Annotated in this window: 42 protein-coding genes and 1 tRNA gene; 26 read left to right on the top strand and 17 right to left on the bottom strand. The window is 61.8% G+C overall.

Translation table 11 applies throughout. From position 1 onward, the window contains the following. Nucleotides 1-203 precede the first annotated feature (203 nt). Nucleotides 204-680, bottom strand: a complete 477-nt coding sequence (locus CQ13_RS26510; protein WP_430649715.1) for an outer membrane protein assembly factor BamE — start codon at nt 678-680, stop codon at nt 204-206. A 116-nt stretch (nt 681-796) separates the two neighbouring features. Between CQ13_RS26510 and CQ13_RS26515 the strand changes: the two genes are divergently transcribed. The 7 genes from CQ13_RS26515 (at nt 797) to CQ13_RS26545 (ending at nt 5,538) form a co-directional block, all read left to right on the top strand. Beyond that, nucleotides 797-1,348 (top strand): ubiquinol-cytochrome C chaperone family protein, encoded by a 552-nt coding sequence (locus CQ13_RS26515; RefSeq protein WP_057845758.1) that lies wholly within the window; start codon nt 797-799, stop codon nt 1,346-1,348. After that, complete coding sequence (locus CQ13_RS26520) at nt 1,345-1,929, top strand: YceD family protein (protein WP_057845759.1); 585 nt, start codon at nt 1,345-1,347, stop codon at nt 1,927-1,929. The genes CQ13_RS26515 and CQ13_RS26520 overlap by 4 nt, the downstream gene beginning before the upstream one ends. Nucleotides 1,930-2,231: 302 nt before the next feature. Then, complete coding sequence (gene plsX, locus CQ13_RS26525; protein WP_057845760.1) at nt 2,232-3,278, top strand: phosphate acyltransferase PlsX; 1,047 nt, start codon at nt 2,232-2,234, stop codon at nt 3,276-3,278. Continuing rightward, a complete protein-coding gene (locus tag CQ13_RS26530) occupies nt 3,275-4,252 on the top strand; it encodes a beta-ketoacyl-ACP synthase III (RefSeq protein ID WP_057845761.1) in 978 nt (325 codons plus the stop codon). The genes plsX and CQ13_RS26530 overlap by 4 nt, the downstream gene beginning before the upstream one ends. A 131-nt stretch (nt 4,253-4,383) precedes the next feature. Next, on the top strand, nt 4,384-4,713 hold the full coding sequence (locus CQ13_RS26535; RefSeq protein WP_057845762.1) for an integration host factor subunit alpha: 330 nt from the start codon (nt 4,384-4,386) through the stop codon (nt 4,711-4,713). 104 nt (nt 4,714-4,817) lie between these two features. Further along, entirely contained in the window at nt 4,818-5,372 is a 555-nt protein-coding gene (locus tag CQ13_RS26540) for a MerR family transcriptional regulator (protein WP_057845763.1), read from the top strand. Nucleotides 5,373-5,460: 88 nt separating this feature from the next. Further along, nucleotides 5,461-5,538: transfer RNA gene (locus CQ13_RS26545), tRNA-Pro, on the top strand. Between the two features lie 105 nt (nt 5,539-5,643). Here CQ13_RS26545 and CQ13_RS26550 read toward each other — a convergent pair. The 12 genes from CQ13_RS26550 to CQ13_RS26605 form a co-directional block, all read right to left on the bottom strand. Continuing rightward, nucleotides 5,644-6,714, bottom strand: a complete 1,071-nt coding sequence (locus CQ13_RS26550; protein WP_057845764.1) for a tyrosine-type recombinase/integrase — start codon at nt 6,712-6,714, stop codon at nt 5,644-5,646. Beyond that, nucleotides 6,689-6,943 (bottom strand): hypothetical protein, encoded by a 255-nt coding sequence (locus CQ13_RS26555; RefSeq protein ID WP_057845765.1) that lies wholly within the window; start codon nt 6,941-6,943, stop codon nt 6,689-6,691. Before CQ13_RS26555 ends, CQ13_RS26550 begins: the two co-directional genes overlap by 26 nt. 357 nt (nt 6,944-7,300) lie before the next feature. Then, entirely contained in the window at nt 7,301-7,510 is a 210-nt protein-coding gene (locus tag CQ13_RS43455; protein ID WP_156433918.1) for a hypothetical protein, read from the bottom strand. Nucleotides 7,511-7,713: 203 nt separating this feature from the next. After that, nucleotides 7,714-8,139, bottom strand: a complete 426-nt coding sequence (locus CQ13_RS26565) for a recombination protein NinB (RefSeq protein WP_057845767.1) — start codon at nt 8,137-8,139, stop codon at nt 7,714-7,716. After that, on the bottom strand, nt 8,136-9,017 hold the full coding sequence (locus tag CQ13_RS26570) for a hypothetical protein (RefSeq protein ID WP_057845768.1): 882 nt from the start codon (nt 9,015-9,017) through the stop codon (nt 8,136-8,138). Before CQ13_RS26570 ends, CQ13_RS26565 begins: the two co-directional genes overlap by 4 nt. Then, complete coding sequence (locus tag CQ13_RS26575; RefSeq protein ID WP_347337059.1) at nt 9,014-9,622, bottom strand: lambda exonuclease family protein; 609 nt, start codon at nt 9,620-9,622, stop codon at nt 9,014-9,016. Before CQ13_RS26575 ends, CQ13_RS26570 begins: the two co-directional genes overlap by 4 nt. A gap of 12 nt (nt 9,623-9,634) precedes the next feature. Continuing rightward, nucleotides 9,635-10,672, bottom strand: coding sequence for a hypothetical protein (locus CQ13_RS26580; RefSeq protein ID WP_057845769.1), 1,038 nt, complete (start codon nt 10,670-10,672; stop codon nt 9,635-9,637). A gap of 3 nt (nt 10,673-10,675) precedes the next feature. Next, complete coding sequence (locus CQ13_RS26585; RefSeq protein ID WP_057845770.1) at nt 10,676-11,446, bottom strand: ERF family protein; 771 nt, start codon at nt 11,444-11,446, stop codon at nt 10,676-10,678. Then, complete coding sequence (locus tag CQ13_RS26590) at nt 11,446-11,709, bottom strand: hypothetical protein (RefSeq protein WP_057845771.1); 264 nt, start codon at nt 11,707-11,709, stop codon at nt 11,446-11,448. The genes CQ13_RS26585 and CQ13_RS26590 overlap by 1 nt, the downstream gene beginning before the upstream one ends. Beyond that, the gene (locus CQ13_RS26595; protein WP_057845772.1) at nt 11,706-12,011 is read right to left on the bottom strand and encodes a hypothetical protein; all 306 of its coding nucleotides are present in this window, start codon (nt 12,009-12,011) and stop codon (nt 11,706-11,708) included. Before CQ13_RS26595 ends, CQ13_RS26590 begins: the two co-directional genes overlap by 4 nt. Continuing rightward, the gene (locus CQ13_RS26600; protein ID WP_057845773.1) at nt 12,008-12,349 is read right to left on the bottom strand and encodes a hypothetical protein; all 342 of its coding nucleotides are present in this window, start codon (nt 12,347-12,349) and stop codon (nt 12,008-12,010) included. Before CQ13_RS26600 ends, CQ13_RS26595 begins: the two co-directional genes overlap by 4 nt. Before the next feature lie 5 nt (nt 12,350-12,354). Then, entirely contained in the window at nt 12,355-12,708 is a 354-nt protein-coding gene (locus tag CQ13_RS26605; RefSeq protein WP_057845774.1) for a hypothetical protein, read from the bottom strand. A 203-nt stretch (nt 12,709-12,911) separates the two neighbouring features. Here CQ13_RS26605 and CQ13_RS26610 point away from each other — a divergent pair, with 203 nt between their 5' ends. Further along, nucleotides 12,912-13,664, top strand: coding sequence for a DUF5131 family protein (locus CQ13_RS26610; protein WP_057845775.1), 753 nt, complete (start codon nt 12,912-12,914; stop codon nt 13,662-13,664). Here the strand turns inward: CQ13_RS26610 and tcmP are convergent. Continuing rightward, complete coding sequence (tcmP, locus tag CQ13_RS26615; protein WP_057845776.1) at nt 13,622-14,527, bottom strand: three-Cys-motif partner protein TcmP; 906 nt, start codon at nt 14,525-14,527, stop codon at nt 13,622-13,624. The genes CQ13_RS26610 and tcmP overlap by 43 nt on opposite strands. Then, nucleotides 14,524-15,180 carry a LexA family transcriptional regulator gene (locus tag CQ13_RS26620; protein ID WP_156433919.1) on the bottom strand — a complete coding sequence of 219 codons (657 nt, stop codon included), beginning with the start codon at nt 15,178-15,180 and terminating at the stop codon, nt 14,524-14,526. Before CQ13_RS26620 ends, tcmP begins: the two co-directional genes overlap by 4 nt. A gap of 93 nt (nt 15,181-15,273) precedes the next feature. On the opposite strand from CQ13_RS26620, the gene CQ13_RS41525 reads away from it, so the two are divergent. Continuing rightward, on the top strand, nt 15,274-15,519 hold the full coding sequence (locus CQ13_RS41525) for a hypothetical protein (RefSeq protein ID WP_082637649.1): 246 nt from the start codon (nt 15,274-15,276) through the stop codon (nt 15,517-15,519). A 38-nt stretch (nt 15,520-15,557) separates the two neighbouring features. On the opposite strand, the gene CQ13_RS43460 is transcribed toward CQ13_RS41525, so the two are convergent. Both CQ13_RS43460 and CQ13_RS43465 read right to left on the bottom strand, forming a co-directional pair. After that, nucleotides 15,558-15,788, bottom strand: a complete 231-nt coding sequence (locus CQ13_RS43460) for a hypothetical protein (protein ID WP_156433920.1) — start codon at nt 15,786-15,788, stop codon at nt 15,558-15,560. A gap of 180 nt (nt 15,789-15,968) precedes the next feature. Further along, nucleotides 15,969-16,214, bottom strand: coding sequence for a hypothetical protein (locus tag CQ13_RS43465; protein WP_156433921.1), 246 nt, complete (start codon nt 16,212-16,214; stop codon nt 15,969-15,971). A gap of 15 nt (nt 16,215-16,229) precedes the next feature. Between CQ13_RS43465 and CQ13_RS47255 the strand changes: the two genes are divergently transcribed. From CQ13_RS47255 to CQ13_RS26700, 17 genes are all read left to right on the top strand, one after another. Continuing rightward, nucleotides 16,230-16,784: a helix-turn-helix domain-containing protein gene (locus CQ13_RS47255; protein ID WP_057845780.1), complete on the top strand. Its 555-nt coding sequence runs from the start codon at nt 16,230-16,232 to the stop codon at nt 16,782-16,784. Further along, the gene (locus CQ13_RS26640; RefSeq protein WP_057845781.1) at nt 16,777-17,214 is read left to right on the top strand and encodes a hypothetical protein; all 438 of its coding nucleotides are present in this window, start codon (nt 16,777-16,779) and stop codon (nt 17,212-17,214) included. Before CQ13_RS47255 ends, CQ13_RS26640 begins: the two co-directional genes overlap by 8 nt. After that, nucleotides 17,211-17,438: a hypothetical protein gene (locus CQ13_RS26645; RefSeq protein WP_057845782.1), complete on the top strand. Its 228-nt coding sequence runs from the start codon at nt 17,211-17,213 to the stop codon at nt 17,436-17,438. Before CQ13_RS26640 ends, CQ13_RS26645 begins: the two co-directional genes overlap by 4 nt. Before the next feature lie 23 nt (nt 17,439-17,461). Further along, nucleotides 17,462-17,731 (top strand): hypothetical protein, encoded by a 270-nt coding sequence (locus CQ13_RS26650; RefSeq protein ID WP_156433922.1) that lies wholly within the window; start codon nt 17,462-17,464, stop codon nt 17,729-17,731. Beyond that, nucleotides 17,728-17,925, top strand: coding sequence for a hypothetical protein (locus tag CQ13_RS44605; protein WP_197427439.1), 198 nt, complete (start codon nt 17,728-17,730; stop codon nt 17,923-17,925). Before CQ13_RS26650 ends, CQ13_RS44605 begins: the two co-directional genes overlap by 4 nt. Beyond that, complete coding sequence (locus CQ13_RS26655; protein WP_057845784.1) at nt 17,918-18,112, top strand: hypothetical protein; 195 nt, start codon at nt 17,918-17,920, stop codon at nt 18,110-18,112. The genes CQ13_RS44605 and CQ13_RS26655 overlap by 8 nt, the downstream gene beginning before the upstream one ends. Continuing rightward, entirely contained in the window at nt 18,109-18,948 is an 840-nt protein-coding gene (locus CQ13_RS26660) for a hypothetical protein (protein ID WP_156433923.1), read from the top strand. Before CQ13_RS26655 ends, CQ13_RS26660 begins: the two co-directional genes overlap by 4 nt. A gap of 6 nt (nt 18,949-18,954) precedes the next feature. Further along, nucleotides 18,955-19,185 carry a hypothetical protein gene (locus CQ13_RS26665; protein ID WP_057845786.1) on the top strand — a complete coding sequence of 77 codons (231 nt, stop codon included), beginning with the start codon at nt 18,955-18,957 and terminating at the stop codon, nt 19,183-19,185. A gap of 162 nt (nt 19,186-19,347) precedes the next feature. Then, the gene (locus CQ13_RS26670; RefSeq protein WP_057845787.1) at nt 19,348-19,821 is read left to right on the top strand and encodes a hypothetical protein; all 474 of its coding nucleotides are present in this window, start codon (nt 19,348-19,350) and stop codon (nt 19,819-19,821) included. An 11-nt stretch (nt 19,822-19,832) separates the two neighbouring features. Continuing rightward, nucleotides 19,833-20,297 carry a terminase small subunit-like protein gene (locus tag CQ13_RS26675; RefSeq protein ID WP_057845788.1) on the top strand — a complete coding sequence of 155 codons (465 nt, stop codon included), beginning with the start codon at nt 19,833-19,835 and terminating at the stop codon, nt 20,295-20,297. After that, nucleotides 20,297-20,497: a hypothetical protein gene (locus tag CQ13_RS26680; RefSeq protein ID WP_057845789.1), complete on the top strand. Its 201-nt coding sequence runs from the start codon at nt 20,297-20,299 to the stop codon at nt 20,495-20,497. The genes CQ13_RS26675 and CQ13_RS26680 overlap by 1 nt, the downstream gene beginning before the upstream one ends. Before the next feature lie 63 nt (nt 20,498-20,560). Next, complete coding sequence (locus CQ13_RS26685; protein ID WP_057845790.1) at nt 20,561-20,932, top strand: hypothetical protein; 372 nt, start codon at nt 20,561-20,563, stop codon at nt 20,930-20,932. A 40-nt stretch (nt 20,933-20,972) separates the two neighbouring features. Further along, nucleotides 20,973-21,404 carry a hypothetical protein gene (locus CQ13_RS26690; RefSeq protein ID WP_057845791.1) on the top strand — a complete coding sequence of 144 codons (432 nt, stop codon included), beginning with the start codon at nt 20,973-20,975 and terminating at the stop codon, nt 21,402-21,404. 143 nt (nt 21,405-21,547) lie between these two features. Then, nucleotides 21,548-21,685: a hypothetical protein gene (locus CQ13_RS43470; protein ID WP_156433924.1), complete on the top strand. Its 138-nt coding sequence runs from the start codon at nt 21,548-21,550 to the stop codon at nt 21,683-21,685. Then, the gene (locus CQ13_RS46510; RefSeq protein WP_283807525.1) at nt 21,685-21,813 is read left to right on the top strand and encodes a hypothetical protein; all 129 of its coding nucleotides are present in this window, start codon (nt 21,685-21,687) and stop codon (nt 21,811-21,813) included. Before CQ13_RS43470 ends, CQ13_RS46510 begins: the two co-directional genes overlap by 1 nt. Then, nucleotides 21,810-22,073 (top strand): hypothetical protein, encoded by a 264-nt coding sequence (locus CQ13_RS26695; RefSeq protein WP_057845792.1) that lies wholly within the window; start codon nt 21,810-21,812, stop codon nt 22,071-22,073. Before CQ13_RS46510 ends, CQ13_RS26695 begins: the two co-directional genes overlap by 4 nt. Then, nucleotides 22,070-23,392 carry a PBSX family phage terminase large subunit gene (locus tag CQ13_RS26700; RefSeq protein WP_057845793.1) on the top strand — a complete coding sequence of 441 codons (1,323 nt, stop codon included), beginning with the start codon at nt 22,070-22,072 and terminating at the stop codon, nt 23,390-23,392. Before CQ13_RS26695 ends, CQ13_RS26700 begins: the two co-directional genes overlap by 4 nt. The last annotated feature ends 25 nt before the right edge of the window (nt 23,393-23,417 follow it).

A 23,417-nucleotide genomic window follows, 5' to 3' on the forward strand; every position in this document is an offset into this window, starting at 1 on the left:
CCTGCTGAATCATTATTGATTGGCAGCGAGCCTAGGCAACGCGCGCACGCAGGGCAAGCGGGCGACTTGGCACAGGTTTTCCGCCTCGCGGAACAGGCGAAGTCGCCATGACGTTTTGGAGTGAAGTGGGTGCGGTTCGCCTAACGACAACGCAAAGACAAAAGTGGGAGCTTGGTTCTGATTCAAGCGGAACAGATTGGGCGCTAGTTAAAGCTGAGTAGCTTGAACAGCGGCGTCAGATAGCTGAGTTCCTGGCCGGACGTCGGAGTGGTGCGGCTGATGAAGTCGAAGATCTTGCCGTCCTGTAATCCGTAATTGGCGAGCCGCGTCACCTGGCGGTTCTTGTCGAAATAGATCGCGATCACGCGCTGGTCGACGACCTGCTGGTTCATGAAAGCGACTTTGCGCTCGGAGCGCTGCGAGATGTAGTAAAATACCTCGCCGTTCAAGGTCGCGACCGTCGATGGCGTTCCCATCACGATCAGCACTTGGTCCTGGCTGGCGCCAATCGGAATCTGCTCCAGCGCGTTGGGCGGCAGGATGTAGCCCTTCTGGAACTGCTCGCCGGTGCATCCGGCGAGCACGGCACAGACCAGTGCAACAGCTGCGGCGGCGCGAAAACCGCGCCGGCGCGCGGTCAGGCGGCGCGGCGAGGACACGCGGGCGCTCAGGTGGCTCATTTCGGTCATCTCAGGAATTCGCCCGTCCTCTTGCATCGCGCGGTGCGTTGACGTACCGGGCAGCACGCTGGATTGCAACATGCGCGGCCCGGGAGGGTTCGCTTGCGGAACCCACAATGCTTTGGCCGTTCAATCACTTCAGGAAACCCCGGACGCCGCTGCGCGGCACCATCGAGGCCATCTATGGCATGATCGTGACGCAGGCGCGAGAACCGTTGTTTTATCGGGACTTTGCTGTTCCGGACACGGTTAACGGCCGTTTTGACCTGCTTCTCCTGCACTTGTGGCTGGTCCTGCGACGGCTGAAGTCGGTGGAGGGCGGCACGATCCTATCGCAGGGGCTATTCGACCATTTTTGCAACGATATGGACGATAATCTGCGCGAGATGGGGGTCGGAGACCTCACGGTGCCCAAGCGCATGCAGGCCTTCGGCGAAGCCTTCTATGGCCGGACCGCGGCCTATGACCTGGCGCTGACCGAGGGCCGCGAGGCACTGGCGCAGGCGATGTGCAAGAATATCCTGAATGGCGAGAACATCGAAAAGGCCCGACTGCTGGCCGCCTACGCCGAGGCGGCAATGGCGGGCCTCGACAGCCTCGACGAGGCGACGCTGGTCAGCGGCCGGGGCAAGTTTCCCTCGCCGGAGAAAACAGGCGGGCAGCAATGAGCAAGACTGGCACAGAGAAGCCCGACCCGTGGCGTGTTCCCGTTGTGGTCGCGCAGATCCCCGAGACGGGCCTCCATCGCGATATCAAGGCCGACCAGGCCATCCGCAAAGCCGTGGCCGACACGGGCGGCTTGCGCGAGGTGCTATCGGTGCAGGCTTCCTTCGACGTGACGCCGAAGAGCGGCGGCCGCTTCCATGTGGCCGGCCATGTGCGGGCGCGGATCGGGCAGACCTGCGTGGTGACGCTGGAAGAGATCGAAAACGAGATCGACGAGCCGATCGACCTGATATTCGCTCCGCCCGAGCAGATTCCGCAGATGGCCGCGCTGGTCGATGATGCCGAGGTGAGCGACGAGGAAACGCCCGATCCGCCCGAGCCGATCGAGAACGGCATGATCGATCTCGGCAGGGTTGCCACCGATGCATTGTATCTCGCGGTCGATCCATATCCGCGCAAACCTGGCGCCGTATTTGAGCCGGTGGTGGAAGCCGCCAAGCCGGGGGATCATCCGTTCGCGGCGCTCAAGGCGCTCAAGGCGGCGCCGAAGAAATCCGGCACTAGGAAGCCCAAAGGCAAGTAGCTGGTGGCTAAAGTAGTCTATGGGGCCGCATTCGGTTTGACGTAGCTGCACTATCTCGCCAGGAATCCTCAATAAGATATTGAATTATCTGAATATATTTCTTATTCTCGGGTTCGGGCCACACCGCTTCGCTTTTGCCAAAAGACGCCGGTCAAGAGGTTGTGTCGGGCCGGGGACACGCTATTGTCGCCGCCCGGCGGAGGTGCGGTATCGCGTTTCGCCGAGCACCGCCTAACGGTGCCATTCCAGTGCGCCGCCGGCCTCTACGAGGGCCGCCAAGAGATCAGGTTTCCGGGACGTTCATGCCGCAAAAGGTTCGCATCGCGCTTGACGCCATGGGTGGCGATGTCGGGCCATCGGTCGTCATTCCCGGCGCTGCAATTTCTTTGAAGCGGCATCCCGACAGCGAATTCCTACTCTACGGCGACAGCAAGCAGATCGACGAACAACTCGCCAAGTACCCGGCGCTGCAAAAGGCGTCGCGCGTGATCCATACCGACGTCACTGTGAGCATGCACGACAAGCCGAGCCAGGCGCTGCGTCGCGGCCGCAAGACGTCGTCGATGTGGCTTGCGATTGATGCGGTGAAGAGAAAGGAGGCCGACGTCGCGGTCTCCGCGGGCAATACCGGCGCGCTGATGGCGATGGCGCGTTTCCATCTGCACACCATGCAAGGGATCGATCGTCCGGCCATTGCCGGCGTGTGGCCGACGGCGCGTGGCGATTCCGTCGTGCTCGATCTCGGCGCCACGATCGGCGGCGATGCGCACCATCTCGTGGCGCTGGCGGTGATGGGCAGCGCAATGGCAAGTGTGCTGCTGAACCGGGAACGGCCGACTGTCGGCCTCCTCAACATCGGGGTCGAGGAGATCAAGGGCCACGAGGAGATCCGCGAGGCGGCCGAGCTGCTGCGCGCGTCGCAGCTCAACTATATCGGCTTTGTCGAGGGCGACGGGATCGGCAAGGGCGCGGCCGACGTGATCGTGTCGGAAGGCTTTAGCGGCAACATCGCGCTGAAGGCTGCGGAGGGAACCGCGCGCCAGATGGCGGACTTCCTGCGTCAGGCCATGACGAGCAGTTGGCTGTCCCGGATCGGTTATCTGTTCGCCCGCAGCGCGTTCAAGGCGCTGCGGGACAAGCTCGACCCGAATAAATCCAACGGCGGTGTTTTGCTCGGCTTGAAAGGCGTGGTCGTCAAAAGCCACGGCGGAATCAGCGCCGAAGGCTTTGCCTACGCAGTCGATGTTGGCTATGAGATGGTCCGCTGCGATCTCCTCACCAAGATCAATCAGATGATAAATAGCGACGGCAGTGCCATGGCACCGACCGCGCAGGAGGCTGTCTCGTGACTGCGAAACGTTCGGTGGTGCTGGGCTGCGGCTCTTACCTGCCGCAGAAGGTGCTGACCAATGCCGAACTGGCGGCCCGAATCGATACTTCGGACGAGTGGATCGTGCAGCGTACCGGCATTCGGGAACGCCACATTGCGGCCGAAGGCGAGTTCACCTCGCACCTGGCGATCAACGCCGCGCGCGCGGCGCTGGAACATGCCGGGCTCGACGCCCAGGCGATCGACCTGATCGTGCTCGCGACCTCGACGCCGGACAACACCTTTCCGGCCACCGCGGTTGCAGTCCAGAACGGGCTCGGTATCCATCATGGCGCCGCCTTCGATCTGCAGGCGGTGTGTTCCGGCTTCGTCTTCGCGCTCGCCACCGCCGACAATTTCCTGCGCTCCGGCGCCTACAAGCGCGCGCTGGTGATCGGTGCGGAGACGTTTTCGCGCATTCTCGATTGGAACGACCGTGGCACCTGCGTGCTGTTCGGCGACGGCGCCGGAGCGGTCGTGCTGGAGGCGCAGGACCAGCCGGGTTTGCCGTCCGATCGCGGCGTGCTCACGACCCATCTGCGCTCGGACGGTCGGCACCAGTCGAAGCTGTTCGTGGACGGCGGCCCGTCCACGACGCAGACCGTCGGCCATCTCCGGATGGAGGGCCGCGAAGTGTTCAAGCACGCGGTCGGCATGATCACGGACGTCATCGTGGACGCCTTCGATGCGACCGGGACGACGGCCGAGGACATCGACTGGTTCATCCCGCATCAGGCCAACAAGCGAATCATCGATGCTTCGGCGCATAAGCTTCATATTGCGCCGCAGAAGGTGGTGCTGACCGTCGATTTGCACGGCAACACGTCGGCTGCGTCGATCCCGCTGGCGCTCGGCGTCGCCGTCAAGGACGGGCGGGTGAAGAAAGGCGATCTCGTGCTGTTCGAAGCCATGGGCGGCGGCTTCACCTGGGGTTCCGCGCTGGTGCGCTGGTAGACGCGGCGCAAAAATACTGTCTAAAATTGTAGTGCGGTTCCATGCTTCTGCATGATGGTCGCTGTTGACCATTGCGTGCTAACCTCATAATTTCAGGGAATAAATTGTTCGCCGAGAGTGCGGGGCAGGCGATGACCGGGACCGGAAAAACAGTCACACGTGTCGATTTGTGCGAGGCGGTCTACCAGAAGGTGGGCCTGTCGCGAACGGAATCCTCGGCATTTGTCGAGCTCGTTCTGAAAGAGATCACTGATTGCCTGGAGAAGGGCGAGACGGTGAAGCTGTCGTCGTTCGGCTCCTTCATGGTGCGCAAGAAGGGTCAGCGTATCGGACGTAACCCGAAGACCGGTACTGAAGTGCCGATCTCGCCGCGTCGCGTGATGGTGTTCAAGCCATCGGCGATCCTGAAGCAGCGGATCAACGGCCACGCGCCCGGCAACGGCGAAAGCAAGACCGACTAACAAGACCGATTAACAAAACCGACTAGCGAGATCGAATAGCACGGCTGCGTAGCAAGGCGAGTACCGCGTCTTCACCAACGAAATAAGTTGAGAGGAGCTGGCACTTGGACAAGGCCCCGGATGCGTTTCGCACCATCAGCGAAGTCGCTGAAGAACTCGACATTCCCCAGCACGTGCTGCGGTTCTGGGAGACGCGGTTCGCCCAGATCAAGCCGATGAAGCGAAGCGGCGGGCGGCGTTACTACCGCCCGGACGATGTTGATCTGCTGAAGGGCATCCGCCGTCTGCTGTACGGCGAGGGCTATACGATCCGCGGCGTGCAGCGGATCCTCAAAGAGCACGGTATCAAATCGGTGCAGGGCCTTGCCGACCAGACCTCGGCGGTCACCTTCGGCGCTGTCGAGGAAGCGATCGGCCTCAGCCTGCAGGAGCCCGATGAGGGCGAGATTCCGACTGTCGCAGCCGACGACGAGGACTTCGAGACAGAAGAGAAGGAAATCGACTACCGATTTGCCGACACCGACGACGACGGCATTTTGCTGCCGTTTGCGAGGGCCAAGCCGGGCCCGTCGGACGCCGACCGCGAGCGCCTGGAGCGGGTGCTGCAGGACCTGATCGCCTGCAAGCAATTGCTGGATAACGCGCTGAAGGACGGTTGAGGGCTGCGGAACCGGCCGGTCCATTGGCCTCAATGAGACCGCTCTCTTGCCTTGCGCCGGGCCCTGATCAAAGCTAATGGAACGGCATCGGAGCGTGGCGCAGCCCGGTTAGCGCACTAGTCTGGGAGACTAGGGGTCGGAGGTTCAAATCCTCTCGCTCCGACCAATTTACTCAACAAATTCAAGGTCGTTTCTGAACGGGCAGTTGCCACCCAACCGCCCGTTGCCATTCGGTTGCCAAAACTGTTCGCCGGACGTTCGCCGATCGCGCTCAATTTCCGCCCCCTGGCATCCCAACGCCGGCCCGCTTGTCTCGGTAGTCCTCGAGCTTCTGGATTGCGTTCGCCGCCAGCACGCCGCGGCGGGCAAGATAAGCATCAATCACGCGCTGTGCCTTGTCCACGCTCCAAGTAAGCGCCTCGGCTATCTCTGGCGCAGTCGCGCCAGCCTCGGCTAGCAGCGTCGCGGCGGTGCCGCGGTTGTCGTGGAAATTCAGTTCGCCGGCGTTCACCCTGTCGGCGTCCTCGCGCCAATGCTCGTTGAAATAGCGCCGAGTGTATGCCTTGCCGGTGGGCGTCAGCACGACGAGAGCGCCGGTCCGGGTAAGCCCGTCCAGGTGCGCTTTTAGTTCGCGCGTGGCCGGTATCCACAGAAGTTTTTTCGTCTTGCTCGATCGAATTTGGACCCTCTCGCCATCGTAGCGCGTCCAAGGGAATTTGCGGACGTCGGCGGCGCGCATGGCGGTGTTTCGCACAAGGATCATTGCCGTCGCCATCGCAGCGCGCGCGGTCCTGATGAATTGCTGTTGCAGCTCTTCCGGCCAAACCTTGTCCGCGCGGTCGCTCTTGTACAGCCGCTCAAACGACGGGATCGGGTGATATTTGATCCGCCGTTTTTCTTTCGCGAAGCTGAGGACGCGACATAGCGCCGACATGAGATTGTCGGCGGAGCGGTGCGAGGTCTTGCCAAGCTCCTGATGCCACGCCAGCGCGTCGGCGGCGAAGGCGTCGGCGTCATCCTGGTTGTTAAAGGTGTCCTCGGGGACGGTCCCCCATTTGGTTTCTATCCGCTTCAACTTCCACGGATATTGCAGGCGGCTTTCCTCGCTCAGTGAGTTGAACGTTTCCGACGTGTCGAAAAACCGGATCAGGTCCGTTAGCGTCTTTTTGCCGGCTCGCCGCTTCTTCTTCTCGGCGTCGGCGTAGCTCTCGGCGAGCCGGTCCGGATCCAGCGGCAGGCCGGTGGCGCGGTGATACAGGTAGATGCGGACTGACCCGTCCGCCATCTTCTTCGCGGTGCGCTTGATGCCGCGGAGTTTAAGCGGCTTCCGTCTTAGACGCATTGTCAGCTTTCCAACGCTGGTACGGGCTCAGTTCCTCGGCCGGCGATCGTGTCACAATGCCCGACGCGGCGTCTAGGGCAAGGTCCAGCGCCTTGCGGTCGTAAATGTTGGTCCCGGGGATCGGATTGACGTCGACAATCCCCTGTCGGCGCCACCGGTCGAACGCCGCGAGCGTGGCGCAGCCGCAATAGTCGGCGGCTTCCTGCTTTGATAGGCCGCGCTTCGTCAAATCAATCGCTCCTTCTGCTCGGCAGTTTCGTAGTCGGCGCGGATCGCCTCGAAAATTGCAATCTGTTCGTCGGCCTGGCGCTTCGTCATGCGGCCTTACTCGATCCAGCGCGGATAGACGCGGCGGCGGTAGGAAAGCTCGCGGTCGACGGCCTTCCGTTTTTGCTCGGCGGTGAATGTCACCGTAGCGGGTAGCTGTCCGGCCATTCCGGAATTCTCCTAAGTCTCGGCCGCGGCGGCTCGGGATCGTCTCCAAAACACGCGCGCTTGATGTTGCAGATTGAGCAAGCCGCGTAACATTGCGGTCCGGTGGTCGGTCGATCGCCTTTCCGGGCGCAGTCGTTGCAAACGGGAGGCGTCAAAATCCCCTCCATTTGTTGACCGGTGCGGACGCCTTCCGCTGCTCGGGCGCCTTCGCAAAGCCGCGGCTCGCGATCTTCGCGCGCCTGGTCGGTTGCAGGCCGTAGGTTTTTTTCATCACGCGATCGGCCTTTCGCATGCGCGGATTGTCCTCGGTGTGCGTCTTGACGTCGGCGCAGTTCTGGCAATGGACCTTGCAATTCCCCAAGGTCGGCTCTCCACCTAAGCCGTCCGCCTGGTCGTGTTCGTATATGATGCCGGTCCGCGGGCTGAGTTGAACGCCGCACCCTTCGCACTGTGGAACGCCAGGGACGTTCTCGACGCCTTCAACGTTGCATTCCTGGCAGCACCGCGCGAAAGCCTTCTTTCGGACGCTCTGCGGAAACTCGGTTCGCTTCTCTCCGCGAAGGCTCATCCCGCGCGCCTCTCAAGCTCTCGTAGGGCAACTTCCTTCGGGTCGCTCCAAACCACGTTGTTTTCGCAGCCCCACGCGAACATGAATTCGATCAGATCGTTCATTTCCTCGGTTGAGAGGTCGCTGCTGGATTGTCCCCATGGGATGAACGTCGAGCCGTCCAGCGAGGGCAGGAACGCCACTTCTCGGCCGCAGGCGTGCATGAACAGCACTTTCCATTGGTCGGTCGTGTATTTGCGGCCGGCGTGCTTCTTCTGGGTCGCGATGTCCGTCAGCATCGCCCACATGCGCGAATTCTGTTCAATGGTTCGCTGCGGGCCCTTGAACTCGACGCGCGTTCCGCGCGGCGCTTTCTCGATCCAGAAGCGGGCGCGGGTCTTTTCTTCGTTGTTGTTAAGGGTGATGACGGCGCGGCCGGTCATTGCCATATGCCTTCTGTCAGCATGTCCAGCCGCGTTGTGGCGCTGTCGTTCCAAATGGGCGCATCGAGCGATTGCCGGTAACGATCCTGGCTGTAGAGGCGGCTGACGTGCCGTCGGGCAGTGGCGGCGATCTCGTTGAACGTGATACGGCGCTCTAGAACATCCATCACCGTCAGGCTGATTGCTTCCTGCCGGATGTCGTAGGGTACGCGCTCGCTTACCGCGGCTTGGGCTGCGGCGAGTGTCGCGTCAGGAGTGCCCGCGAGGATCCCGGTCAGGTTCGGCGCTCGGATGATGCGTGTTTGGGCGACGCGCACTATCCTAGTTTGCTCGATGATCCGCTCGAATTCCGGGTTCAGGGCGCGATACTTCTGAAATACAGGCCAGCGACGCACCGTGTGCTTAACCACCTTGGAGAGTGGCAGCCCCTTGCGAAGTAGTGTTTCGGCGTTGGCAAACGCCTCCGGGCGGATCACTCCGCCAGCGCGCGAGTGCATTTCGGTGCAAAGTCGGCAGCGCCGCCACTTCCAGCCATTTTTCTGGATTTGGATATGGCCGTGAACCGCCAAATCATGACCGTGCTTGCAGTGGGTCTTTTGGCGGTTGTGCGCACCCCGGCCCGCGGCAAGACGAGCTTGCGCGTTGATGGGGGCGAGTTCCGCGACGCGCTTTGCAAACTCCGGATTTAGTTCACCGTGCTTTTTGACGCGCTCGCGGGCGGCGATGTAATGCGGACCGCGAGCGTTCGTCAGTTGCGCGTGCGACTTTCCGGCCTCCATCTGCTTAATGAACTCGGCGGCCATATCCGGCGGGAGGCCCGGCGGCTTGCCGACCCATTTGGCCCAGGCGGCGCGGTGCCGTTCACTGATGCTGTTCATGCCGCCACCGCCTCGCCGCGGCGCCGGATCTGCGTCACAACGTCGACGAGCTCGGCGTTGAACTTGTCGACTTCGGTAGCGATTTTCTGAATGTAAGGCTCGTCACGGAAGGTCCGCTTCACGAAAAGCGGCATGCCCGGGTAGTAAACCGCGATATCCCACCATTGCCGTTTGCTGATCCAAAGCGTTCCCTGGACCTGGGCCTTATGCTCAGGCGGGAATTCGTCCTTTAGGATGAGCTCCGCCAGCAAGTGCGGAAGCTTGGTTTTGATTTCGGCGCCGCCGTCCTGGCCGATGAGGCTATCGGGGCTCGCGCCGGCGCGGCCGCTCTTGATGAAACCCACGCGCTCGAGCTGCGCGCCGGTCTGGAAGGCGTAGAGGTCGCGGGCCTCGCCCTCCATCTTGTGGCCGCGCTCGGTGTGCTCGTTGGAAAAGCTCTCCATCGGCTCGCCGGTGATGATCTCGCCGGCAAGCTTCATCATGTAGGTTCGGCGGGTCTTGCCTTCGCCCTTCGCCATTACGGTTGCGAATTGAGAGGCGGTCGGGATACCCATGCGGGCGGCGAACCATTCGGGGGAATTTTGGTCGCAGTTGATGATTTCCACAGAGATTTTTCCTTAGTAGGTGATTGAAACGTGCGGGACGTCGCCGGACGCAATGGCGTCAATGATGCGGTCGACGATGTGCGGAGCGATCATTTCGCAGGTGAGCGCGGCGCGAATTTCGGTGTGAACCTTCGCGCGGCGCCGGACGCTCGCCGCGCGCTTCTCGGCCGCGGCCTTCTCGGCGGCGAGAATGGCGGCGACGCGGGCGGCTTCCTCTTCCTGCCGGCGGCGCTCGGCCTCGATCGCCGCGGCCTTCTCCCGCTCGGCCTTCTGGCGTTCCTGCTCGATCGCGCGGGCAACGGCCGCTTCTTGGTCGCGGGCGGCCTGTTCCTGGCGCTGGCGCTCGCGCTCGGCGGCCTGTGCGGCTTGCTCGGCCTCTCGGGCGGCGCGCTGCTCGGCCTCTTGGCGGGCCTGCTCTGCGGCCGCGGCGAGGCGGTCGGCTTCTTCGCGCTCCGCCTTCAACCGGCGCAGCTCGGCGAGCTCGGCGGCGTCTGCGTCGCGCTGGATCGTCTCGGCAAGCATTCTTTCAAGCACCGGAACGACGTCGGCGGCGGCCGCGTCGGCGCGCTCGCGGAATTCCTGCCAGTCGTGATCCGCCAGAACGTCGCGAACGGATTGAATTCTGTTCCCGATTTGCTCGGCGGTCGGCGTTGCCTCGCAGCGCGCGGCCGTCACGATAAACACAAGCGCCCTTTCAGCACCTTCGACGCGCGCGGCCTCGGCGTCCTCCCATGCGGTAAGCGGGCCGCGAACCTCTTCCTTGAGGGCGTCCAGGCGGTCGCGGGCAAGCTTGCGGTCGGCGTCGACGGCTCCGGCCTTCTTCTTGATGTCGGCGACCAGCTCTTTGCCCATATCGTCAAGGGCGGTTTTCGAGCGCGCGACCTTGTAGGCGAGTGACTTCACTGCGTCGCGGCCTTCCGGGGTCGAAATATCCCGGTCGATCGCTCGAACCTCGGCCTCAAGCTTGGAAATGATGCCTTCCATCCCGCCGGGCGCGAAAACGGTGGCGGGCGTCAGGGTGGCGACGTCGATTGAAACAAGTGCGTTCATTGCTCAAGCCTTTTTGAAGTTTGCAATTGCATTGACGCAGGCGGCATAGCGGCCGGCGGGAATGCTCTCGATGCGCGGCACCTTCGCCCATTGCAGGAAGGCGGTAACGGAGGCGCCTTTTTCCTCGAGCGCCTCGCGGATGAAGTCGACCTGTTTCTGAGTGATCGAACCGGGCGGCGGCGTGTAAGTCTCGGGCTCGGCTTCCTGCTCGCTGCCCCGTCCGTCGTCGTCTTGCGCGGCGGCGAGGCCAAGCGCAGCCTTCAAGGTGTAGCGCTGCAAATAGGTGATGGTGGATCCCACCTGTTGAATTGCGTTTTTCTTGCCGCTGTCGTCGCGGCCGGCGGTCAAGGTGGTTTCCTCAAAATGCCCGTCGCGGTGCGAAAGGACGCACGTCACCGAAACCGGGGCATTGAGCGGCGAGGCAACGCGGAAGCGGTAGGACAGTCCGACGTCCGACAAGATCGGGTCGACGGTGCGCGCGATTTCCGCCATGTCCTCATGGCTGTACTCGGTCCGGTCGCCGCCGCTCTTGTGATCGAAGCCGACGCGGCGGTTTTTCCGGATAACCGGGATCCTGGCCTTTGCATCGGCCATAGCGTTGTCAAACGCCTTGCGCGCGGCCATGCCTTCCAGCTCTTTGAAGAGCGCGACGGCCTCGCGGTACATTTCGACGTTGCCGCTTTTCAGCGCGTTTTGAACGATGTCGATGGGCGAGGCGGCGGCAACGGGTCGGTTGCGGCGCGGCTCGGGTGTCATTTCAACGACGGCAGACATTAGGCGGGCTCCTGTTCCTGGCTGGCGTGGGCGGCGCGGTCGGCCTCAATGGCGAGGTCGATCCGGGAGAGGGTGAGCACGACCAGGCCGCGCGCTTCCGCGAGGATCGCGGTTGAATGCGGGAAAGGCCGCTCCTTCGGGTAGGCGAGGGCGAACGCTAATCCGTCCGCGTCGTGCGCCAGCCAATCGGCGTACATTTCGACGCGGCGCGCGCGGGCTTCCTGACTCGCGGCTTCGCGCAATTGCTGATCTACGGCGTTCATCGGCGGTTCTTCCTCTTCTTGGTGCGGGGCTGGATCGTCTGCAGTTCGCCGCACAACACCGGGTAATCCGGCCCCCAAATGCGAAGTCGCTCCTTGGCGGCGCGCTCGCGGTCGACGTGTTCGATTTGCGCGGTGAGGCCGATCGGGCCAATCTCCCCGGCTTCCCACGGTCGAAGCCACGGCATCAGCACCCAATCGAACCGGGCATTTGCGACGGCGGCGCGCGCGGATGGCGGCAAGCGGTCGAAATAGTCCATCGTCCGCCTTTCGACGGCGCCGCCGGTGACGGAATTCGCGTTCATGCGCGCGCGTCCTCGATAACCGCCACCAGGTCGTCAATTGCTTCCTGCTCGGTGCGGCCGAAGCCTTGCAGCATGTGCCCATTGTCGCTGGGCTCGTCGCTGTCGCGGTGCGCGCTCCAATCGAATTCCGGGGCGGGGCCCGGCACGCGGAAATAGCTCGTCACGATCTTGTCGCCGGCGATCTTCTCGGCCTTGGCGTGGTGCAGCCGATCGCAGCCGGCGCCGTCGCAGTCCTCGCAGCGGCCGGCGTCAATCTCAAAATCGGGATCGTCATGTTGCGGGACGTGACGGAAAAGCCGGCCGTCGATACACCGGACGTTGAAACGAAAATGCTTCATCGCCTTTACTCCGCGGCCTGTGCCATCGCGCCGGCCACGGCGAGTTCTTCCCAGCGATATTGCAGGGCCTCGGAGACTTCGCCGGCTTTCATCAGTTCGCGAACTGTCTCCGCGCAAAGCTCAGAAGCTGCGACGGTGGTTTCGGCGAATTCCTTCAACGCGGCTTCGCGCTCGCGCGCCCAACGGGGGACGCCGCGGTAAGCAGCGGCAACCTCCATGCGGGCGTTATAGCGGGCGGTCTGTGGCTTGGTGGCGTAGGCGAACCAGGTCCCGGCTTCGTGGTCAGCGCAAGCCTGCTTGGCGCGTTGCTCGCTGAAATCGTCGGGAGCGTAGTACGGGTTTGCGGCGTAGTAGGACATTAGCGGGCTCTCCGTCTTGCGATACGAAGAGTGTAGCGATAATCGCTACGTTGTAAAGAGATCGTAGCGAAAAAAGCTACGAGTATTTTGCGGCCGTGCTAAACCCTCCTGTCGGCATGGTGCCGGGGAGGGCTTTAGAAGGTGGCGGCGGTAACCAAATCTAACCACTTTCTTGAGATTCTATGGCTACTTAAGAGGTTGGCATGGCCGAAACATCGATTGAGTGGACCGACGCGACCTGGAACCCTGTGGCCGGATGCACGGTGCTGACTGCGGGTTGCACCAACTGCTACGCGATGAGAATGGCGGCCAGGCTTGAATCTATGGGTGCGGCAAAATATCGGGGCCTCACTCGAAAGAGCGGAAAGCGCGCTGTTTGGACAGGCAAAATCCGTCTCGATGAAAAATCGCTCGAGGTACCGAAGTCGTGGTCAAAACCACGCAAGGTCTTTGTGAACTCGATGTCTGATCTGTTTCATGAGGGCGTTCCGGTCGAGTTTATCGCGAAGGTTTGGGAGGTGATGAAGAATACGCCGCGCCATACCTATCAGATTCTCACGAAGCGGCCGGAGCGGATGGCCGATGTCTTATCAGCATCGCCCTTCGATATCTTGCCGAATGTCTGGCTCGGGACCAGTGTGGAGGACGGCCGCGTTTTGGATCGGATCGATGCACTTCGCCACGTGCCAGCTGCAATCAGGTTTGTTTCACTCGAACCTCTGATTGGATCGGTTGCTGCTGGAGATCTCAACGGCATCCACTGGGCGATTGTCGGAGGTGAAAGCGGACCTCGAGCTCGAGAGATGAATCCACTGTGGGTGGACGAGATTGAAGCGATGTGCCGCCGCTACGGTACTGCGTTCTTCTTCAAGCAGTGGGGTGGAAAGAACAAGAAAGCAACTGGCCGCTTACTTCACGGGCGCACTTTTGACGAGATGCCCGCTTTCAGAATATGACCAGCGATTCGTTTTGCCAGGCCGATTGCTGCGGGCTTCGGATTTGAGATGGCGAAAAAAAGCGCGAACTGCGGAATCCCACGATCATCATTTAGCCGAAGCGGCGGAAGCACCGCTGGGAAGAGGTCGGCCAGTCGATCCGCAAAATAGCGCTCCATATCATCTACCTCTGCGGTGCGGGCTAAGCGCTCATCTACGTCTCCAAACATATCCGTTCGGCGGCTCATCTGATACCAGTCTTTCTCCCAATCTGGAGTACCGATCATCCTCGTCAGAGCCGCTCTCTTTGAGAAGTCCAGATCCTCAGCGTCGCGAGTGGCTTGTCGAAAGAGGCCGGACAAAGAAACTAAATACCAAACGTCGATCGCCTGTGTTTCTCGGATAGCTTCTAGCGTTTGCCACTCCACGGTCATGCCGTAGGGATCGAGAAACATCACTGCCCTGATTCGTGCCCATGTGTTCTGATTTCGCAGCATCGACAGAATCGCTGTGTTGGCATCGCCAGGTATGACCTCAATATTTCGATTGGGATGGCTCGATTTCAGACTGTTCAGCGCAGCGACGTGCTTAGGTCGCTTCTCCATAAATACAAGCCGGTCAAATTTTGGCTCCACCTCTATCGCGATTCTTGCCGAGCCGCGCTGCCGTTCAATTCTCGCATCGGCGCCGGGCCCGAACATGTCGGCGGCCTGGCTTGGGATTATAACGGTGCGTTCGCCCGTACCAGCAAAAGCATCGACGTACCAAAGATGCTCGAATTGGGGGCGCAGAGCAATTGTGAACTGTCGGAGATAGTTACCAACGACCGAAAGTTTGAGATCGGTTGAGACGCCTCCGAACTCATGGTCGGAAGCGGCTGTCACAGATCCAATACCGTTCTCTTGACCCGGCCGATCACGTCGAAGGCCCGCTTTCGGCGGATAAAAATCGGCTTGTGGCTGGGGTTCGTGGAAAAAGGCGCCAGATAAGCCGGATCGCCGTCCTGCCACATCTTGTAAGTCGTTTCGCCGTCGACCGAGAAAATGTAACAGCGGCCGCTGCGAAGCTCTCGATCAGCTTTGTTGATCAGAAGCGTAGAGCCTGGCGGCGACACCCGGTCCATCGAATCGGCGTCCTGCTCGACCTTTAGCGCGAACCAGTCGCCCCGGCCGAGGTCGGCGAAGGCCAGTAGCGGTACATCCTCCATGGGGATTTGGGAGGAGGGCGCTTTGAGCTTGCCGGCCGTCACCGTATCCAAAAGCGGAATTTGAAGCACCTTTGGCATTCGCTCTGCCTGGGGAGTATTCCTCAACGCGGCCGGAGCTGGAAAGCTCGTGATCTCTTCGATGGCAAAAAGCTCGTCGGCTGACACTTTGCGTTTGCCAAGAACGATCTTGTTCACCTTCGACCTATCGAAGTCGACCCTGAGCCGATCCGACAGCCTCCGCGCTAGGTCGGATTGCGACATGCCGGCGTGCGACATCGCTTCCTCAACCCATTGAGCAATCGCGGGCTTTTTCAGTTTCGCTACAGCCATATCTCATTGTAGCGGAACCCGCTACGTCGCGTCTGTGACGATAATCGCTACATGCTCTTGCATTGCGTAGCGATTAACGCTACAATAGCAAGCATGAGCAAATTAGAGCCTGCTGAAACAATTATCTCAAGACTTGGTGGACCTGCAGTCGTCGCCAGCCTCGTAGCTGTGCATCGCACGCGCGTTTCGAATTGGAAAAGACCGAAGCAAAAGGGCGGCACAGGTGGGTTGATACCGCAACAGTACCATCGTCGCCTGTTGGATCATGCCGCCCAAAATTCCATTGAACTTTCGGCGGAAGATTTCTTGCCGGCGCGGCAAGCCGAGCGGGCAGCATGATCCGTATGTCTGATTTTTCGCCGACGTTCGGAAACGTTTCATTGCCGTTTCCATGCGCCGCGCGCTCGCGCTTCGAACGCGGCAAGGTCGCGCAAACGCTGCTCGACATAGTGACGCTGCTGTTCCTCGCGCTGCTCGTCGTTGCGCTCGCTGGCTCTGTCGGCTGGTCGTTCTTCATTCTTGGTTTTCTCGCCTTGCAATAGGCGCGCGGTGATCTGCGCGAGTGACTGAAAAGGAAAGGGTTCGTTCTCGTTTTCTGCGTCCTTCATGCGCTCAGTTGAGCGCGTGAGGTTTCCAAGAATTGGAAAAAGTTTTCCGGAGTAACCGTCATGCGTAACGAAATTGCAGTTGTGGCCGGCCCGAAAGAGTGGGGCGACACAAGAGGGAGTTGGTTGGCGCGTGTGCCGGGTGCGGTCCGGCGTGCGCTCGGCACGAAGAGGGAAACGGTCTCACACCGCGCGGTGCGTGGCCTCTGGTACGGCGAAATAACTGATCTGGATCATCACGCTGCGCGCGATGTCCGGAGGGCGGCGGAAATCATCAAGGCCCGGAAAGAGGCCGCGAAGCTGGCGACAACTTTTCAAACTGTAGCGGAGAAAATGCGTGCGGCGCATCACACGGACTTTAGCTCGGATATTGCTCGGCTTGAGCGCGTTGCTCGCCTCCTGGGCGGTGGCGATAGAGCCTGAATTCATTGCGGCGGAGGCACCATGAACGCAGCCGCCGCAAGACAGCCAACCGAAACAGAATTGAAGGCGCATCGGCGCCGCGCGGCCTTCCGGCAGTCGATCGCCGAAAAGGCCGCAGCTCTCAACGAGAAAATGGAAGCGGCGCCGAAGGCCGTTGCCGCGCAAGTCGACCCACCGGTGGCGGAAGTGTTGTCGCCGGATTTCCCGCCGCTACAGCTCTCGCCGATGAAAAAGCCCTGGTTCAAGATCGAGGGCGTTACGGCGCCGGCGCCGCTGCGCGTGTCCCAAATTCAGGAAGTTGTTTGCGCGGCCTACGGCGTCAACATGAACGACATGACGTCCGCGCGCCGGACGGCAAAGCTGGTCCTACCGCGACAAGTGGCCATGTATCTCGCCAAGGTGATGACAGGCCGCAGTCTGCCGGAAATCGGCCGGCGCTTCGGTGGCCGCGATCACACCACGGTGCTGCATGCGGTCCGCAAGATTGAGGCGATAGTAGACTTCAACGCGGACCCGGAGCTGTGCGAGCTCCTCAACGCTTTGCGAGCGGATATCGAGGCTCGCCGCGGTGAGTAATCGTCTCGCAATCCCGGAAGGTGAACGGCTCAACCTGTCTGACGCCTGGCTGCACGCGACCGCGGAAGCGATCCCGGAAGAGCTGTCGGCGATCGACCCGAACACGCCGCGCCGGATCTATCTCGACGCCGCTTGCGAGATCTTCGCGCTGGTGTCGCCGGAGGATTACGCCTGGGCGTCGCAATGGCGCTGGGGCTGGGTCTGGGACCGCACCAAAACCAAGCGATACGCGCGGCGGACGCCCCGCGGCGCCGGCGGCGCGCCGCGGACGATCTGGCTCCACAAGGAAGTCTTGAAGCGCTCGGGCAAGGTGCAGCCGTCCGAACTTCACACGATCGGCGATCACCAGGACGGCGAAAGCCTCAACGATCAACGCGGAAACCTGGAATGGGCCACGCGCTCCATGAACCGCAGGAACCGCAAGCGATGAGGCCGCGGCTAACCCAATCGCAGCGCGACGCGCTGAAATGGCTGTCGGAGCATAACGGCGATGGCGTGTTTGATCGCAACGGCGTCTTACTCGCCGCCGGCGAACTCGCCCCGTTCGTGCGGTCGACTTGGAACGCACTCGCCGCGCTCGGCCTGGTACAATTCTACAATCCGGCGGGCAAGGGCCGCGGCCGCTTGCGGCTTACCCAAGGGCCCGAGCCATGAGCGCGGCGCCTTCGCTCGAGCTGATGACGGCGCCGCCGTCTTACCCGGAAGGCGTGCCGGTCGAAGTCTGTCACAGCTTCGAAAAGCTAGCGCTCGAGGTCCGCGCCAACGGCTTCGCGCGCTACTCTGCGGACGCGATTCTGCACCGCGTGCGCTGGCATATGCACGTTGAGCGCGGAAACCGCGCCTTCAAGGCAAACAACAATTGGACGGCGCCGCTAGCGCGCTGGTTTCTAAAACTTCACCCAGAAGTCGCTGGCTTCTTTGAACTGCGCGAAAGGTTGGACGCATGACAACACTGCACCTTCCTGGGATCTATGCGCCCGGGCAAATGAAACAGGATCATTCCGACTTGGCGCGCGATGGCGTGATCCTCGCCTTGTGGAAGGAAAAGAAGGACACGCGCGACATAGCCTCCGCGCTGAACATGCGCGAATGCGACGTGGCGAACCGCCTGGCCTGGTTGCGGGACCGTCGCAATGGGTGAGGCTGAACCGGCATCCTATTGGGTGAACCTCTACCGGCCGCTGATGGGCGCTTGCGGCTCTGTGTACTCGTCGCGCGAACTTGCTGACCAAATGGCCGGGCGCGATCGGCTGGCGTGCGTAGAGGTCAAGGTAGGCGTCGGCCTGGGTGCGACGCTGTTCAACATGACAAGGGCGGCAGGGGAATGAACAATCCGTGGTTCCGCATGTATGCGGGCGTCATCAACGATCCGAAGGTGATGAAGCTGCCGGAAGCAACGCGCTGGCATTGGGTGGCGTGCCTTTGCGTGGCATCGGACCACGGCGGGAAGCTTCCGCCGGCGCCGGATCTGGCGTTTGCGCTCCGCATGTCGGAGCAACGCGCGGCGGTCCTGGTGACTGAACTGTACCGCGCCGGCTTGCTCGATAAGGTCGACGGCGGCTTTGCCCCTCACAATTGGAGCGGCCGGCAATACCAGTCGGATAGCTCGACTAAGCGCGTTCGCGATTTCCGCGAGCGAAAGAAACGAGAAGCCGGCGTTACCGGAAACGTTTCACCCGACGTTACCGTAACGCCCCCAGAGCAGAGCAGAACAGAAACAGAGCAGAGCAGAGCAGACGCGCCGCGCGCTGGTCAGATTGATTTGGTGGAAGAGGCGCTTCGCGCTGATCTGCGGGAAATCCTCGGTTCTCACGTAAACCTGACGCTCGCCGCCGAATGGCTCGGCAAGGGCTATGACCCTGGCATGATCCGCGAAGTGGTCCGCGATCTGCGGCGCCGCAAGCCAGACGTTGCGTCGCTCGCCTATTTCGAGGCCGCGCTTGCCGAACGCCATGCAAAGCGGGCCGAAACCCCCTCGGAGCGCGCCGGGTACGCCGCGGTGACGGATTTCGACAAGGTGATTTCGATGTTTGTCCGAACCGGCGTTTGGTCCCGCTACGCCGGGCCTGAGCCTGGAATGCTCGGTTGCCGGGCGCCGCTCGAGCTGTTGGCAAAGCATGGGATCGACGGCGCCACCGGCAACAAGATCCGCAAGGCGGGGTGAGGGGCAATGAAACACAAATCGCAAATCCGGTGGGCTGTCGTGGGTTATCGCGGCTACATCAACCACGGCTATATGGCCTTTACGCGCGGGCATGTGATCGAAAAGGTTCTGTCGGATCATGTTCGCTTGCGCGAAACGCCGGTTTGGTCCGGCCTGACGGATGCGCAATTCTGGCGAAAGCTCAAGCGGCGGCGCGGCTGGTCGGTCCGGCGCGTCAGTCTGAGGGTTGCTCGCTAAGTTGTCCCCACTGTTATCAACGTAAAGCAGTAAGACGCGTCGTCTTCGACGTTGGATAGATCGCGCAAATCAGGGCATTTAATCAGCGGGCGCCACGCTCGGTGAGACTAGACCCGGCGCCAAATGCAAACGGCGTCGGGTCATTTTTTAAGGCGGGGTTCGATGAGCATTCACGACTTGAAAACTCGAATGGCTGACGTCGCAGGGATTGAAACACTGACGATGGGCCTAGAAGCGGGCCGGATTGTCCTTCGCTGGGATGGCTACTCGGCCGCGGTCGACGCCTCGGCCTCTGATGCTGAATGCGAGGTCGCTGTTCGGAACGCGATCAAGCTGCCGCCCGTGTCCCTGATCCCTGAGAAGCCGGCTGCAATCCCTGTGGCGGCCAAAGCCAATGGAGCTGCCACCATGTCCACCAATCCCGCTAGTGCCGGCGCGTCCGTCAAGCAGATGATGGAAGAGCATACCCGCATGATGGGCGAAATCCAGCAAGCCCAACTCCGGATCCTGGAAGGGACGCTTGCCCGTCAACGGGAGACGGTCGCCGGCGCCGTTGGCAAGATCGCTCAACAGATCGAGGGGCAGACCGATGAATTCCTTTCGGCCCTCGGGCAGTTCTCGAACGATCTGGGGTAAGGCGCAAACCTATGGGTCGGCCGTCTGACTATTCCCCGGAACTCGTTGCCGTGATCTGCGCTCGAATGGCGGAAGGCGTCAGCCTGCGTTCGATCTGCCTGGCTGACGATATGCCGGACAAGGCGACGGTTTTCCGATGGCTGGCGGCCCACAAAGAGTTCCGCGACCAGTACGCGCGCGCGAGGGAAGCTCGGGCGGACGCTATGGCGGAAGAAATCCTTGAGATTTCAGACGATGATAGCGACGACGCGATTACCGATCCTGAAACCGGCGCGACGCGGATCAACGCCGAATTCGTCGCGCGCTCTCGGCTCAAGGTCGACACTCGGAAATGGCTGATGGCTCGCATGGCGCCCAAGGTCTACGGCGACAAGGTAACGCAAGAGCTGCAAGGGCCGGACGGTGGGGCGATCAAAACCATTTCCAAGATTGAGCTCGTCGCGGCGCCGTTCCCGGCCGGCATGGGGGAAGAGTGATGCCGGATCCGCTTCATGGCGTTGCCCTGGTTCGCATTTCGACGTCGCCGGCGGCGGTCGACGGTGAGTTTTACGCGGTCTTTGTCCGCGGTCGGATGCTGCCGGAGCAATTCACAGCCTGGCGGAATGCCTATCGCCGCTTCCGGTTCTACGAGGTCTTGGAGGCGGCCGTTCCTGCCGTCTCATTGAGGGGTGCGTGATGCTGCTTTGGCCGTGGCTGTTCTGGAATGCCGTGTTGGGCGGCTCAACGAAGGGAAACGACGATGCGAAGTGAAATCGCCTGTTTGACAATCGAGAAGATGCCGGAAGGCGGGTTCCTCGTGTTCGAGGGGCGAAGCGCAAGCGATCCGAACCGCTTTTGCGGGCCGCTGTTCGCCGCAACCGATATCGGCGAGGCGCTGAATTTCATCCGTGAGAAGCTGCTGGCCGGGTCCGGGCTCAACCAGGCAAGGGGCGCGGCGATCGGCGGCAATTTCGCCGGCGGCGTTGGGGCTTGTGTCGCCACGGTGGTCAAGGCTCCGCCCGGCCATATGACGTTCGCGACCCCTTCGGGGCCAATGACTGTTCCGGTGGCGTCGCCCTCGTCGGGCCCTCCGCGGCCATCCTCGCCGCCAAGTCATCGGCCGATCGGCTAGGCGGAAGGCGCTTCACTGAATTTCAACCGGGCGGGCAAACATGACTGAAATCGAAGCCGAGGCGTTGCGTAACAGAGTGGAAGAGTTGCAAGCGCTCCTTGGCGTCGGCAACGACGACGTTTCGCGGCTGCTGACGGTTCTCGATGCCACGCCGCAACAGTGCGAAATGGTCGGGTTCATGCTCCGCCGCTCGGTCGCGACCAGGACGGCGCTGCATACGGTGCTTTTCGGAGCTCGGCCGGACTGCGATCAACCGGAAATCAAGCTGATTGACGTCCAGATGGTCAAGGTTCGGAAGGCGCTCGAAAAGGTCGGCGTCCAGGTCCGGACCGAATGGGGCTCGGGCGGCTGGGCGATCCCGGCCGCGGACAAGGCGAGGCTGCGCCGGCTGATGGACGGCGAGCGCGAGGCGCCGGAGGTCGAGCGCGTCACGCTGCGCGAACGCCGCATGAGCTTCTTGGAGGGGGCATGAAGGTGAATTCACATTGGGTTTCGATCTGCCTGGCTGTTGCAGCGGGCGCGATCGGCGCGAGCGGCCATGATGGCTGGGGTTGGTGCCTCTTCTTGATCTTTCTCATTGAGTGCTGAAACGTTTCCGAAACGGGGGGTGTAACGATGCTGAATATTCACACTGTTGCCGCGGCGTGCGTGGCCGGCTCTGTCCTGGCGTTGCTCGCCGATAAACCGGCCTGGGCGGCGGTCTACGTCGTCGCCGGTGCGGCGATCGAGGCGCTAGCGGTCCTTCGCCGCTGATGTGGGAAATCTTCCTGGGGCTGTGCCTGCTGTTCGCGTGCGCGGCTCTTAACCGGATCGGCAACGAGCTGGAAGCCTGCGCGCGCCAGCTCGAGCGGATCGGCGACGATATCGAGGCAATGGAATGATTATCTCTCGCATAGCGGGCGCGACGCGCGTTCTCGGCAAATCGCAAGGCTTTCTCGGCCTGCCGCTGCGCGACGAAATCCGCGAAGTGAAGATTGGCGAGGACGTTGTTCGATGCCGCGCAATGGTGACGTCGTGGGAGCCGACGCCCGACGAGGTGGCGAAGATCGCCGCCGGCGCGCCGGTCTATCTGTGCGGGCTCGGCACCGACCATCCGCCGGTCATGCTTGACGTGGGCGAGGCGCCAGAATTGAGCGAATGACCGTCCCTCAACTCCTGCTTCCTCCTAAGCTCGTCCCGGTCTTTACCGGTGAGGCCATGTATCGCGGCGCCTATGGCGGCCGCGGCTCGGCCAAAACGCGCTCGTTCGCCAAAATGACGGCGGTGCGCGCGATGATGTGGGCGCTGGAAGGCCGCGAGGGGATTGTTCTCTGCGCTCGCGAGTTCATGAATTCGCTGGCCGATAGCTCGTTTGCGGAAGTGAAGGCGGCCATTGCCTCGGAAAAGTGGCTGGCGGATTTCTTCGACGTCGGCGAAACCTACATCCGGACCAAATGCCGGCGGATCTCCTACGTGTTCGCCGGCCTCCGGCATAACCTGGACAGCATCAAGTCCAAGGCGAAAATCCTGCTGCTGTGGGTCGATGAGGCCGAACCGGTGTCGGATCTCGCCTGGACGGTCACAATTCCGACCGTGCGCGAAGAGGGCGCCGAAATCTGGGTGACGTGGAACCCGATGCGCAAAAAGAGCGCGACGCATAAGCGTTTCCGCGAAACCCCGCCGGAAGGCTCGAAAATCATCCAACTGAATTGGACGGATAACCCGTTCTTTCCCAAGATCCTCAACACAACGCGGCTGGATGATCTGAAAAACCGGCCCGATGAATACGAATGGGTATGGGGCGGCGCCTTCCGAACGTTCGTCAAGGGCGCCTATTACTCCAAGGCGCTAATCGAGGCCAAGAAGCGGATTGATTTTGTCCCGCTGGATCCGCTGATGCAGGTCCGGGCCTATTTCGACATTGGCGGAACGGGCGCGCGCGCGGATGCCGTGGCGATCTGGGTTTGCCAGTTCGTCGGGCAGAAAATCAACGTCCTGGATTACTACGAGGCGCAAGGGCAGGAACTTTCGGTGCATCTGGCCTGGCTGCGCTCGCGTGGCTGGGGCAAAGCCTGGTGTGTGCTCCCGCATGACGGCGCGCACGGCGACAAGGTGTTTGCCACGTCATACGAAAGCGCGATCCGCGAAGCCGGCTTTGACGTGTTCGTTATCCCCAACCAGGGGCAGGGCGCGGCCTCGGCCCGCATTGAGACGGCTCGGCGCCTATTCCCTCGCGTGTTCTTCAACAAAGACACGACGGAAGAGGGCCGCGAAGCGCTCGGCTGGTATCACGAAAAGAAGTCGACGGATCCGGAGCGGGATATCGGGCTAGGGCCTAACCACGATTGGAGCTCGCATTGCGCGGACGCCTTCGGGCTGATGTGCATCCATTACGATCAACCGGACGGCGCTCCGCCTCCGCGGGACCGATACCGCGATCGGCGCAGCTCGAGCGGCGGCGGATCCTGGCAAAGCGCCTGACAAATCATTTCCGGGCCGGTGCTAC

It is taken from the genome of Bradyrhizobium retamae (genome assembly GCF_001440415.1).
In the GTDB taxonomy this organism is placed as follows: domain Bacteria; phylum Pseudomonadota; class Alphaproteobacteria; order Rhizobiales; family Xanthobacteraceae; genus Bradyrhizobium; species Bradyrhizobium retamae.